Annotated in this window: 11 protein-coding genes; 2 read left to right on the top strand and 9 right to left on the bottom strand. The window is 58.1% G+C overall.

Annotation, left to right across the window (positions count from 1 at the left end; all coding sequences use genetic code 11):
* The first annotated feature begins 77 nt into the window (after positions 1-77).
* Positions 78-1,391: a glutamate/aspartate:proton symporter GltP gene (gene gltP, locus KIF87_RS16550; RefSeq protein WP_023310067.1), complete on the top strand. Its 1,314-nt coding sequence runs from the start codon at positions 78-80 to the stop codon at positions 1,389-1,391.
* 83 nt (positions 1,392-1,474) lie between these two features.
* Here the strand turns inward: gltP and KIF87_RS16545 are convergent, their stop codons facing one another.
* From KIF87_RS16545 to fdhF, 3 genes are all read right to left on the bottom strand, one after another.
* Entirely contained in the window at positions 1,475-2,149 is a 675-nt protein-coding gene (locus KIF87_RS16545) for a tetratricopeptide repeat protein (RefSeq protein ID WP_213329635.1), read from the bottom strand.
* A 121-nt stretch (positions 2,150-2,270) separates the two neighbouring features.
* Positions 2,271-2,423 (bottom strand): Hok/Gef family protein, encoded by a 153-nt coding sequence (locus KIF87_RS16540; protein ID WP_023299102.1) that lies wholly within the window; start codon positions 2,421-2,423, stop codon positions 2,271-2,273.
* Between the two features lie 322 nt (positions 2,424-2,745).
* Positions 2,746-4,893, bottom strand: a complete 2,148-nt coding sequence (fdhF, locus tag KIF87_RS16535) for a formate dehydrogenase subunit alpha (RefSeq protein WP_213329632.1) — start codon at positions 4,891-4,893, stop codon at positions 2,746-2,748.
* Between the two features lie 256 nt (positions 4,894-5,149).
* Here fdhF and KIF87_RS16530 point away from each other — a divergent pair, with 256 nt between their 5' ends.
* Positions 5,150-5,881, top strand: coding sequence for a response regulator (locus tag KIF87_RS16530; RefSeq protein WP_193941009.1), 732 nt, complete (start codon positions 5,150-5,152; stop codon positions 5,879-5,881).
* Here the strand turns inward: KIF87_RS16530 and KIF87_RS16525 are convergent.
* The 6 genes from KIF87_RS16525 to KIF87_RS16500 form a co-directional block, all read right to left on the bottom strand.
* Entirely contained in the window at positions 5,878-6,882 is a 1,005-nt protein-coding gene (locus tag KIF87_RS16525; RefSeq protein WP_213329629.1) for a carbohydrate kinase family protein, read from the bottom strand. The two genes, KIF87_RS16530 and KIF87_RS16525, sit on opposite strands and share 4 nt — an antisense overlap.
* A complete protein-coding gene (locus tag KIF87_RS16520; protein WP_213329746.1) occupies positions 6,882-7,742 on the bottom strand; it encodes a ketose 1,6-bisphosphate aldolase in 861 nt (286 codons plus the stop codon). The genes KIF87_RS16525 and KIF87_RS16520 overlap by 1 nt, the downstream gene beginning before the upstream one ends.
* Before the next feature lie 10 nt (positions 7,743-7,752).
* Positions 7,753-8,439 (bottom strand): D-lyxose/D-mannose isomerase, encoded by a 687-nt coding sequence (locus KIF87_RS16515; protein WP_213329626.1) that lies wholly within the window; start codon positions 8,437-8,439, stop codon positions 7,753-7,755.
* A gap of 105 nt (positions 8,440-8,544) precedes the next feature.
* Positions 8,545-9,486, bottom strand: a complete 942-nt coding sequence (locus KIF87_RS16510; protein ID WP_023617259.1) for an ABC transporter substrate-binding protein — start codon at positions 9,484-9,486, stop codon at positions 8,545-8,547.
* A 32-nt stretch (positions 9,487-9,518) separates the two neighbouring features.
* A complete protein-coding gene (locus KIF87_RS16505) occupies positions 9,519-10,514 on the bottom strand; it encodes an ABC transporter permease subunit (RefSeq protein ID WP_198886893.1) in 996 nt (331 codons plus the stop codon).
* The gene (locus KIF87_RS16500) at positions 10,511-12,031 is read right to left on the bottom strand and encodes a sugar ABC transporter ATP-binding protein (RefSeq protein WP_213329623.1); all 1,521 of its coding nucleotides are present in this window, start codon (positions 12,029-12,031) and stop codon (positions 10,511-10,513) included. Before KIF87_RS16500 ends, KIF87_RS16505 begins: the two co-directional genes overlap by 4 nt.
* Between the last annotated feature and the right edge of the window lie 175 nt (positions 12,032-12,206).

Genomic DNA, 12,206 nt, shown 5'->3' with positions numbered 1-12,206 from the left:
ATTCATACCCTTTCAGTATGTCTCCATATTCATGCAGTTTGAGTGAATAAGGCGCTTCATTGAGGAAGTCAGTTTCTATGAAAAACGTTAAAGTCAGCCTTGCCTGGCAGATCTTAATCGCCCTTGTGCTGGGCATCTTGCTGGGCAGTTACCTTCACTATCACAGCGACAGCCGCGAATGGCTGATTGCGAACCTGCTTTCACCGGCAGGGGATATCTTTATTCATCTGATCAAGATGATTGTGGTACCGATTGTGATCTCGACGCTGGTGGTCGGTATTGCGGGCGTCGGCGATGCGAAGCAGTTAGGCCGTATTGGTGCGAAAACCATTATCTATTTCGAAGTGATCACTACGGTTGCGATTATCCTCGGTATCACGCTGGCGAACGTGTTCCAGCCGGGTTCCGGAATCGATATGTCGCAGCTGGCCACGGTGGATATTTCGAAATACCAAAGTACGACCGCTGACGTGCAGAGCCATGCGCATGGCCTGATGGGCACAATCCTGTCGCTGGTGCCGACCAACATCGTGGCGTCGATGGCGAAGGGCGAGATGCTGCCCATCATCTTCTTCTCGGTGCTGTTTGGTCTGGGACTCTCTTCACTGCCAGCGACGCATCGCGAACCGCTGGTGACCGTGTTCCGCTCTATCTCCGAAACCATGTTTAAAGTGACCCACATGGTGATGCGCTACGCGCCGGTAGGGGTGTTTGCGCTTATCGCCGTCACCGTGGCGAACTTCGGTTTTGCTTCCCTGTGGCCGCTGGCGAAGCTGGTGCTCCTGGTGCACTTCGCCATCCTGTTCTTCGCGCTGGTGGTGCTGGGGATCGTGGCGCGCCTGTGCGGGCTGAGCATCTGGATCCTGATTCGTATCCTGAAAGATGAACTGATTCTGGCGTACTCCACGGCAAGCTCTGAGAGCGTGCTGCCGCGTATCATTGAGAAGATGGAAGCCTACGGCGCGCCTGCCTCTATTACCAGCTTCGTGGTACCGACCGGCTACTCCTTTAACCTGGACGGTTCGACGCTGTACCAGAGTATCGCCGCCATCTTTATTGCGCAGCTGTACGGCATTGACCTGTCTCTGTGGCAGGAGATCGTGCTGGTGCTGACGCTGATGGTGACGTCCAAAGGTATTGCAGGCGTTCCGGGGGTCTCCTTCGTGGTGCTGCTGGCTACGCTCGGCAGCGTCGGTATTCCGCTCGAAGGTCTGGCATTTATCGCCGGTGTGGACCGTATCCTCGACATGGCGCGTACGGCGCTGAACGTGGTGGGGAATGCCCTAGCGGTGCTGGTTATCGCCAAGTGGGAACACAAATTCGACCGCAAAAAAGCGCTGGCGTATGAACGCGAGGTGCTGGGTCGTTTTGATAAGACGGCTGACCAGTAATGTAAAAAGCCGGGTGGCGGCTTCGCCTTACCCGGCCTACACAAGCCGTAGGCCCGGTAAGCGCAGCGCCACCGGGCAATGGTTTACTCCCCGCTCAACGCATCAAACTCTTCACATCCCGTATCAAACCCTTCGGTGCAGCTCAGGTTCAACCAGTACAGTGCTTTCTGTTTATTGGGTGTGATAAAGCCTTTCTCGCCCTGCTGGAACAGCATCCCAGCCCAGTATTCTGCGTATCCCGTACGCGACAGAGACGAACTGCGCTTAAACCACGCAGCCGCCTGAGCGTCATCCTGCGCCACTTCAACGCCGTTGGCATAAATCAGCCCAAGCAGCAGTTGCGCATCAACCGCGGAGTCGTTGTCGATATCCTCGGTCGCCGTTTGCAGCAGTTTAATGGCCTGCGGATAGTCGGTTTTCCCCGCCTGGGTGTTCACCAGCACGCGCGCCAGCATGATCGCGCCGCGTTTGCTGCCAGCAATGTTTGCCTGCTGCGCCAGGGCTTTGGCCTGAGCGTAATCGCCCTGCGTAAAGTGGATTTGCGATAGCAGCGCCATGGCGTCAACGTCGCCGCCTTTTGCGGCTTTCTCTGCCCACAGCGCTGCCTGCTTGCTGTCACCGGAACTGAAGTACGTATCAGCAAGATAATACTGGGCGCGGGCATCGCCTGCTTCCGCCTGCTTCTGATATTGGCTGCCGATCTCATCCGCGCGGGCGAAAGAGGTTAAAAAGAATAACAACAGGAAAATGGGTTTCATGGATTCTTATCATCTGGGTACACGCCGCGCAGTATAATCGCGGTGGCGGAAGAAAAAAATGGGTGCATTAAGACCTCAGCATCCTACAAGCCGGGCGGAACCCTTGTTCCGCCCGTAGAGGTTAGCCTGCGTTGCAGGCTAATTTAGCCGCCACCTCCTGATGTTCACTCTTTATTGAAAACTCGCAAAGTTTCCCGCGAGTAATAAAGGTAAAGATCACTATCGTCAGGCAAATAATAAAGACGATGCCTAACGCAGTTTTTAATGGCGTCATGCCTTTTACTCCTTGTCAAAAAAAGAATAAGAGGCTACTCTCAACATGTTGGTTGTTGAGGGAGTAGCCTCGGGTAAATGAAAATTTCCCGGGGCTTCCTACTTTCTGTCCCTCAACAATGCTCAAGACAGAAAGTCTTAAGCACCCGCCGCACATCTTATCCCTCTGAATTAAAATGCAAAGATGTAATTCTTTTTCGCGAAAATTACATTATTTCTGCGAGCCGCTTTCCAGAATAATAATTGATATTATTGATGGGTTAATCGGAAATAAAAAGGGAGTGAATATCTCACTCCCTTTATTCAACGATGAATTAACGGCTTCACCCCATAGCGCTTTCGCGCAGTCGGGCTTTCAGCTTGTTATATTCGTCGATTACGTACTGTTCTGCCGCGTGTTGATCCGCAATCGGCTCCACGCGCACGGCGCAGTATTTATACTCCGGCGTTTTGGTTATCGGGCTTAAATTCTCCGTCACCAGCTCGTTACAGGCGCCAATCCACCACTGGTAGGTCATATAGACCGCCCCTTTGTTCGGACGATCGCTGACCTGTGCACGGGTGATGATGCGGCCCTTACGCGAGTTCACCCACACCAGCGCTTCGTCCTCAATACCCAGGCGCTGCGCGTCAGCGGTATTAATTTGCGCGTAGCCCGGTTCGTCCGCCAGCGCCGCCAGCGCGGCGCAGTTGCCGGTCATCGAACGACAGGAGTAGTGGCCCACTTCACGCACGGTGGAAAGCACCATCGGATACTCATCGGTGAGCTTATCGATCGGCGCGACCCAGTCGCAGGTGAAGAACTGCGCCAGCCCGTTCGGGGTGTCGAACTTCTCTTTAAAGAGATAGGACGTCCCCTGGTCGGCTTCGGACTCATCCCGGCACGGCCACTGGATGTACCCCAGCTCACCCATTTTTTCATAGGTTGCCCCATAGAAGTCCGGACACAGACTGCGCAACTCGTCCCAGATCTCCTGAGTGTTGTTGTAGTGCATCGGGTAGCCCATGCGGGTGGCGATTTCGCTGATGATCTGCCAGTCGGTTTTGAGATCCCACTTCGGCTCGACCGCCTTAAAGAAGCGCTGGAAGCCGCGGTCCGCCGCCGTGTAGACGCCTTCATGCTCGCCCCAGGAGGTCGACGGTAGAATCACATCCGCCGCCGCCGCGGTTTTGGTCATGAAGATATCCTGGACAATCACCAGCTCCAGATCCTCAAACCCTTTGCGCACCGCAGACAGCTCGGCGTCGGTCTGGAGCGGATCTTCACCCATGATATAGGCCGCACGCACTTCGCCGTGCGCCGCGCGGTGCGGCAGCTCGCTGATGCGATACCCGGTGTGTTCCGGCAGGCTTTCCACGCCCCAGGCCTTCGCGAATTTCTCGCGGTTTTCCGGGAACTTCACGTACTGGTAGCCCGGATAGGTATCCGGCAGCGCGCCCATGTCGCAGGCGCCCTGGACGTTATTCTGACCGCGTACCGGGTTGACGCCGACGTGCGCTTTACCCAGATTGCCGGTCAGCATCGCGAGACTCGTCAGAGAACGCACGGTTTCCACGCCCTGGTAGAACTGGGTCACGCCCATACCCCACAGGATGGCGGCGGTTTTCGCCCCGGCATACATCCGTGCCGCCTGGCGGATCTCCTGCGCGCTGACGCCGGTGATCGTTTCCACAGACTCTGGCGTATAGCCTTCGACAATTTTTCGATACTCTTCAAAGCCTTCCGTACGGGTCGCGACAAACGCCTGGTCGTACAGGTTCTCCTCAATAATGACGTGCCCCATTGCGTTCAGCAGCGCGATGTTCGAGCCGTTTTTCAACGCGATGTGCATATCCGCAATGCGCGCGGTTTCAATTTTGCGCGGATCGCAGACGATGATTTTCGCCCCATTCTGCTTAGCGCGAATAACGTGGTTCGCGACGATAGGGTGAGAATCCGCCGGGTTATAGCCGAAAATAAACACGAGATCGGTATTATCTATCTCGTTGATGGCATTACTCATTGCGCCGTTACCGACCGACTGGTGCAGACCTGCAACCGATGGGCCGTGTCAGACGCGAGCGCAACAGTCGACGTTATTGGTTCCAATAACGGCGCGCGCGAATTTTTGCATTACATAGTTGGTTTCATTCCCCGTCCCGCGTGAAGAGCCGGTGGTCTGAATCGCATCCGGGCCATATTTGGCCTTGATGGCGCTAAGGCGCGTAGCGACGTAATCCAGCGCCTCGCTCCAGCTGACGGCTTCCAGCTTGCCGCCGCGCTCGCGGCGGATCATAGGGGTTTTCAGGCGCGGGGTGAGGATTTGGGTATCGTTAATAAAATCCCAGCCGTAGTAACCTTTCAGGCATAGCGTGCCCTGGTTGGTTTTCCCCTGTGCGGCCTCTGCCCGGACGATTTTGCCGTTATCGACCACCAGGTGGATCTTGCAACCTGAGGCACAATAAGGGCAAACCGTGACGACTTTTTTCATCAGTCTGCTCCAGTTAATCGAATCATTCGCACCCACTATGCAGCTTCTATGCCATGTTTTTCGTATGGGTATACCCTGACTTTACGGTTCATTCGCGGTGAAAACCCTGACAAAAAACAGCCAATCGTCAAAATTGACGTGTCGAGAGGGCAGCGGATGTGACATGGGTTGAATTTCCGTCACTGAAAAAACCATTTGACTGGAGCCGACGGCAGAATGGTTCAGACTTAACATAATCCCCTGACGGAAGCATACGATGAAACCGGCGATTCTGGTGGTAGATGACGATACGGCAGTCTGCGAACTGCTTCAGGACGTGCTGAGCGAGCACGTCTTTAGCGTGCTTGTCTGCCATAACGGCCAGGATGCACTGCGGCAGGTACAACAGGAGCCGAATATCGCGCTGGTGCTGCTGGATATGATGCTGCCGGATATCAACGGCCTGCAGGTTCTGCTGCAGCTGCAAAAGCAGCGACCGGCATTACCGGTTGTGATGTTAACCGGGCTGGGGAGTGAGTCAGACGTGGTGGTGGGGCTGGAGATGGGGGCCGACGATTATATTGGCAAACCGTTCAACCCGCGCGTGGTGGTCGCCCGCGTTAAAGCGGTATTGCGTCGTACGGGCGTGCTTGCTGCTGAAGTCCCGGCAGCGCCCGTCGCGGGCATTGCTTTTAACGGATGGACGCTCGATACCACCCGCTGCGAGCTGAGCGATCCGCAGCGGAATACCGTCCCTTTAACCCAGGGCGAGTACGGCCTGCTGCTGGCGCTCACGCAAAATGCCCGTCGGGTGCTGAGCCGTGACCGGCTGCTTGAGCTGACCCACAGCGAAAGTGCCGACGTGTTCGACCGCACGATTGACGTGCTGATCATGCGCCTGCGCCGGAAGATCGAGGCTAACCCGCATCAGCCAGCGCTCATCAAAACCATCCGTGGGCTGGGCTATGTGTTTGCCACCGACGTTTCCCATAGCGAGAAAGCGGCCTAGGTATTCTCTTTGATAAACAGCTGCAGCTCGGCCAGCGTTTTTGCGCCGTCAATCGCGTTGGCGGCCAGCAGGCTTGCCCGCGCGCAGGCGTGCGCCAGATAAATGCTCTCCGTCAGCGGCAGCGATTCATGGCAACCGTATAAAAACCCCGCGCAAAACGCATCGCCCGCGCCGACGCTGCCGACAATGTCTTTCTGCTCCAGTAACCATGATGGGATCCAGCGGCCTTGCTCACCCGGTGCTTCACCCCATGCGCCTTCCGGGCAGTGGATCACCACCCGCTGGCGAACGCCTGCAGCCAGCAGCTGCGCGGCGGCATCGGCGATATGGGCCATGTTCAGCGCATCGCCGTCGTCGCGCATCTCAAGCCCGCTAAACTCACCGGCTTCCAGCTCGTTAATCACCAGATAATCCAGATGGCGCAGGGCAGGGAGCACCAGCGGCTGGTAGCGCGGGTCGCCCTTGCGGGACACCAGATCGAGCGAGGTTTCATACCCCTGGTCGCGCATCTGCGCCAGCAGCCGCGCGCTGCGGGTGACAAATTCGTCATCGGGCATATCCAGGCTGTCGAGCAGCAGCAGGTAGCCGAGATGGAAGATCTTCATCGATCCGTCTAAGCGATCGAAGGCGGGAAGATCCAGCAGGCGGTTGGCGCCCGGCGAGTGGAAAAAGGTGCGCTGTCCGCTGGGATCGGTCATCACCTGCGACATGGAGGTCGGTGCGAAGGTGGTGCGCTGTACGCGCTGGCGGTTGACGTGGTACTGGTCGAGCATCGCCAGAATGTAATCCCCGTCGCCGTCTTCGCCAATCAGCCCCACCGCCTGCAGCGGCAGGCCAACGTGCATTTTCGCCAGCGTCAGCAGCACGTTGAGCGGCGCGCCGCCGGTTGAGCGTTCGCTGTGGGTGATTTCCGCCAGCCAGCCGCGCTCCGGCCACTGCACGATCTGGTGGACGTGATCCACCAGCATATTGCCTGCGGCGATGATGCCTTTGCGTTCCATTATGCCTGCCCCGCGCTGCCGAAGATGCGCATCTGTTCGGCGACCGTATCCGTTATCGCCTCTTCTATCCCCAGCAGCAGCTCGGCAAATTCATCGTATAGCGGCTGGCGGTTCGCCATGCGCTGCTCAACGGCGGCGAGCGCGGCCTGCGACATGCCGGTATAGAAGTTGATTTTATGAATGCCCAGCTCGATGGCGCGGCGGAAATCGGCATCGCTAATCCCGGAGCCGCCGTGTAAAACCAGCGGCAGCCCCGTCTGCTGGCGAATGGCGTCCAGACGGGGGAAATCGAGTTTCGGCTCGCCCTTGTATTTGCCGTGCGCGTTGCCGATGGCAACCGCCAGCGCGTCGATGCCGGTCTTATCGACAAATTCGCGCGCCAGCTGCGGGTCGGTAAAGAACGCTTCGTCCGCATGCCCGTAAAGCGCGCCGCCTTCATCACCGCCGACCGCGCCCAGTTCCGCCTCCACCGACACGCCCACCGCGTGGCACATCTTCACCACCTCCCGCGTCTGGCGAATGTTTTCCTCGTAGCTCAGCGTAGAGCCGTCGAACATCACCGAGCTGAACCCTAAGCGCAGGGCGCGCACGACCGCCTCGAAATGCAGGCCGTGGTCGAGGTTGAGCACCACGGGAATATCGTGGCGGGCGGCCTCGAACTTCACCGCTTCGACAAGCGAATCCAGCGACACGTACTTAAAATGCACTTCGGTGATGTTGATGATAAACGGCGAGCGTTCCTGCTTCGCGGCGGCGAACAGCGCGCGCAGGAAGTGGGAGTCGAGCACGTTAAACGCGCCCAGCGCATAGCGATGCGCCCTGGCGTGCTCCAGACCGTCGGCAAGAGAAATCAATGGCATCATTCACCCCTTATATCCGAAACAGGTTGTACTCGTTGCACAGCACCAGCAGCGCCGGTTCGTCTTCTTCGATGTTGTTATAGCGGGCAACGGGCTGCAAAAAGTGGTTGTCGTGCTCGTCGTCGTTTACCGATGACACTTCGCCGACCAGCACGTCGCCGAAGCCGCGTTCGCCCCAGAAGCTGTGGTACAGGCCGGGTGTCAGGCAGATGCTTTCCCCTGGCGCGAGGCGCAGCTGGCTGCCGGGCGCGTGGGTCTGACGGCAGCCGTCGACGGTGACCGTGACGTCGGTGTTTTCCGTCTCTTCATGTGCACCGGCATTCCACAATTCTACAATCAGGTTCCCGCCGCCCCGGTTGATGATGTCTTCTCGCTTACGCCAGTGAAAATGCATCGGCGTCACCTGGCCGTCGCGCACGTGCATAATTTTTTCGGCATAGCCTTTTTCATAAGGCACGCCGTTGGGCGAACCGTTGCGCAGGGTAAACAGCGTCAGGCCCTCGGCGGCAAAGCTGTTGCCGCCGAACGCCGTCACGTCCCAGCCGAGCTTGAGATCGAACACCTCCTGCCATGCGGCCTGGTCAAGCTGCTGCCATTTTGTTGGCGGAAAGCTGGCAAACGGCGGGAGATGCACGTCGTGCATGGAAAAGAACTGTCGCGTGTGGCCGAGAATTTCATTGATGTCGGAGCGTTTCATGGGGACTCCTGGAATTTTTTGCCGCCCGGCCCTCTCCCACCGGGAGAATAAGTTCCCTCTCCCTGTGGGAGAGGGTTAGGGTGAGGGCATCAGGCCGCACAACCGTTACTTAACCGTCCAACCCTTATACGTACCGACGTTCTTTTTATCGATCATCGTCACCGGGATCAGCACCGGCGCTTTCGGCGCAGGTTTGCCCTGTAGAATGTCATAGCCGATCTCCACCGCTTTTGCCGCCATCACCTGCGGATCTTGCGCCGGGGTCGCCACAAACAGGGAGTTTTCCCGCTTCAGCGCTTCCTCACCGTCCGGGGAACCATCCACGCCGACGATAAAGAACTCGTTGCGCTGAGCCTGCTTCGCGGCCAGATCGGCGCCGATCGCCGTCGGATCGTTAATCGCAAACACGCCGTCGATCTTCGGATTGGCCGCCAGCAGGGAGGTCATGACTTCCAGACCGCCTTCACGACTGCCCTTGGCGTTTTGGTTATCCGAGAGCACCTTGATATCCGGATGTTTTTTGAATTCCGTCTGGCAACCTTCCACGCGGTTTTGCACCGCAGAGACCGGTGGTCCGTTGATGATCACCACGTTGCCTTTGCCTTTCAGGCGGTCGGTAATGTACTTACAGGCCATTTCGCCCGCCTGGGTGTTATCGGAGGTGATGGTCGCATCAGCCCCTTCCGCCGCCACGTCAACCGCAACGACCACGATCCCCGCCTCTTTAGCTCGCTTCACCGCCGGGCCGATCCCTTTGGAATCCGCAGCGTTGAGGATAATCATGTCCACTTTCGCGGCGATGAAGTTGTCGATCTGCGCCACCTGCTGGCCCAGATCGTACCCGCTGGAGACCAGCGTCACCTTGACGTTATCGCCAGCCAGCTTGCGCGCTTCCAGCTCGGCACCTTTGGTGATCTGCACGAAGAACGGGTTAGCCAGGTCGCCCACCGTCACGCCGATGGACTTCAGATCTTTTGCCTGCGCAAACGGTGTTGCGGCAAGCAGCGCGCCAGCACAGAGCGCGGTCACTAACGGTTTCAAACGCATAGGATTTTCCTCGAAGCTGTAGGGTTTTGTTGTTATGCACTTTGATGGTGTCGGGTACGGTATTTGTCGATCAGCACCGCTATGATGATCACCGCCCCTTTGATCACCAGCTGCCAGAAGTAGGAGACGCCCATCAGCGTCATGCCGTTGTTGAGGGTGGCGATGATCAGCGCGCCGACCAGCGTGCCGGTGATCGTGCCGATCCCGCCGACGAAGCTGGTACCGCCGAGGATCACCGCCGCAATCGCATCCAGCTCGTAGCCCATCCCCAGGTTGCCGTTGGCGCTGTAGAGGCGCGAGGCGCTCATCACGCCGCCTAAGCCCGAGAGCAGGCCGCTCATACCGTAGACAAACAGCAGCACCAGCCAGACCTTGATGCCGGTCAGTCGCGCCGCCTGCATGTTGCCGCCCACGGCATAGATGTGTACGCCGAGCGTGGTGCGGCGCAGGATGAACCAGCAGATAGCAATGACCGCCAGGGCGATCACCACCAGCCACGGAATGGGGCCAAGGTAGTTATTGCCGATCCACTCGAAGCTGATGTTGGAGTTAATGACCGTCGTGCCGTCCGCCAGCAGATAGGCCGCGCCGCGCAGCGCCGTATAGGTGCCGAGCGTCACGATGAAGGGAGGCAGCCCGGCAAAGGCCACCAGCGCGCCGTTAAACAGGCCCAGCAGCATGCCGAGCATCAGCGCGGCCGGAATGGAGAGCATGGCAAATTCAGGGATAAGCGATACCACCATCGCCGCTACCGCCGTAGTGCCGAGAATCGAGCCGACGGAGAGGTCAATCCCGCCGGTTAAAATGATGAAGGTCATTCCCGCCGCCAGCACGATGTTGATCGACGCCTGACGGGTAATGTTGAGCAGGTTGCTCTCGGTGAAGAAGTTAGGGGCGATAAAGCCAAATACCGCCACAATCAGGATAAGAATCGGCAAAATGCCGACCGTTTGCATCAGATCGCTCATCAGCATTTTTTTTGCGGAGGCGGATTTCGCCACCTGCTGCGGACTGGTTGAATGTGTCATGGTTGCACCGCCTGATGATGAGTGTCGTTCACGCCGGTTGCCAGCGTCATGATGTTTTCCTGAGAGATGTCGCGCCCGTGAAGTTCACCCGCGATGCTGCCTTCCCGCATCACGTAGACCCGGTCGCTCATGCCTACCACTTCCGGCAGCTCGCTGGAGATCATTAAAATCGCCACCCCTTTGCGCGCCATCTGGTTCATGATGCGGTAAATCTCGCTTTTCGCGCCGACGTCCACGCCGCGCGTGGGTTCGTCCAGAATCAGAATGCGTGGGCCAATCGCCACCCAGCGGGAGATCAGCAGCTTTTGCTGATTGCCGCCAGAGAGCCCGCCCGCGCGCACCTGCGAATGCGGTACGCGGATGTTGAGCAGGGCGATAGCGTCATCGGAAATCGACTGGGCTTTTTTGCGGTTTAGCATGCCGAAGGTGGCGTCGCGCTCCAGCGTCGCCATGGTGATGTTCTCCTGCGCCGCCAGCTCCAGAAACAGCCCCTGCTCCTTGCGGTTTTCGGTGAGAAAACCGATGCCGTTATCAATGGCCGCGCGCGGGGAGTGGATCACCACCGGCTCGCCGTCGACCTCAATCATGCCGCCGGTGGCTTTACGCACGCCGAAGATGAGCTGCGCCAGCTCGGAGCGCCCGGCACCGACCAGGCCCGCCAGCCCGACGATTTCGCCGGAACGTACCTGCAGGCTGCACGGCTGTACTTTTTTACCGTCGGTGAGGTGGTGGACGTTGAGGCGCGGGCTGCCGAGAGGAATATCACGCTCTTTATTGAACAGGTCGCTGAGCGGGCGGCCCACCATCATGCGCACCAGCTCGGAGGCATTCAGCTTGTCGCGCGTCAGGCTACCGACGTACTGCCCGTCGCGCAGCACGCTGACGCGGTCAGAGAGTTCATACACTTCCGCCATGCGGTGGCTGATATAGATGATTGCCATCCCTTCATCGCGCAGGCGCAAAATCAGTTCAAACAGGCGGTGCGTTTCCCGCGAGGAGAGGGCTGCGGTGGGTTCATCCATCACCAGAATGCGGCTGTTACGGTGCAGCGCGCGGGCAATTTCCACCTGCTGCTGCTCGGCGATGGTCAGCTTCATCACCAGGTCGGTGGCGCTGAACTGTGCGCCGAGGCGGTCAATCACCGCCTGCGCCTGGGCGGCCATCTCTTTGCGCTGCACCATCCCACCGCGCGACAGCTCGCTGCCGAGAAAGATATTCTCGGCAACGGTCAGATTGGGCGCGAGCTGCATCTCCTGATAAATCAGGGTAATGCCTGCGGCCAGCGCATCTTTCGGCCCTTTAATGTGAAACGGCTGACCGTCGATCAGGATCTCGCCGCTGGTGGCGGTATAGGCTCCCGCGAGGATTTTCATCAGCGTGCTTTTTCCCGCGCCGTTTTCCCCCATCAGCGCATGGATCTCTCCGGGAAAGACCGTCAAATCTACACCCTTGAGCGCGTGGAAACTGCCAAACGTCTTGGCAATGCTGCGCATCTCTAATACCGGGGTTCTGCTCATGGCGGATCTCCTGCGAATGCCGATATCTGCACTTCATCACAGGTGCGTAAATGCAAAATGTCAGAAGCTGTTCATATTTGTCATAGTTATGAATAGCTAATCGCCGTCACATTTCTCTTTTCCCTCTCCCTGTGGGAGAGGGTTAGGGTGAGGGCACCAAACCGCACAGGAGCCC

It is taken from the genome of Enterobacter sp. 120016, from assembly GCF_018383635.1.
Lineage (GTDB): Bacteria > Pseudomonadota > Gammaproteobacteria > Enterobacterales > Enterobacteriaceae > Enterobacter > Enterobacter asburiae_D.
This window is presented reverse-complemented; position numbering and strand designations above follow the sequence as displayed.

Bases quoted from the DNA above. Each gene is read 5' to 3' on its own strand.
- KIF87_RS16505 (WP_198886893.1), bottom strand. From the start codon at position 10,514: ATGACACATTCAACCAGTCCGCAGCAGGTGGCGAAATCCGCCTCCGCA.
- KIF87_RS16500 (WP_213329623.1), bottom strand. From the start codon at position 12,031: ATGAGCAGAACCCCGGTATTAGAGATGCGCAGCATTGCCAAGACGTTT.
- KIF87_RS16525 (WP_213329629.1), bottom strand. From the start codon at position 6,882: ATGGAACGCAAAGGCATCATCGCCGCAGGCAATATGCTGGTGGATCAC.
- KIF87_RS16545 (WP_213329635.1), bottom strand. From the start codon at position 2,149: ATGAAACCCATTTTCCTGTTGTTATTCTTTTTAACCTCTTTCGCCCGC.
- KIF87_RS16515 (WP_213329626.1), bottom strand. From the start codon at position 8,439: ATGAAACGCTCCGACATCAATGAAATTCTCGGCCACACGCGACAGTTC.
- KIF87_RS16540 (WP_023299102.1), bottom strand. From the start codon at position 2,423: ATGACGCCATTAAAAACTGCGTTAGGCATCGTCTTTATTATTTGCCTG.
- KIF87_RS16530 (WP_193941009.1), top strand. From the start codon at position 5,150: ATGAAACCGGCGATTCTGGTGGTAGATGACGATACGGCAGTCTGCGAA.
- KIF87_RS16520 (WP_213329746.1), bottom strand. From the start codon at position 7,742: ATGCCATTGATTTCTCTTGCCGACGGTCTGGAGCACGCCAGGGCGCAT.
- KIF87_RS16510 (WP_023617259.1), bottom strand. From the start codon at position 9,486: ATGCGTTTGAAACCGTTAGTGACCGCGCTCTGTGCTGGCGCGCTGCTT.
- gltP (WP_023310067.1), top strand. From the start codon at position 78: ATGAAAAACGTTAAAGTCAGCCTTGCCTGGCAGATCTTAATCGCCCTT.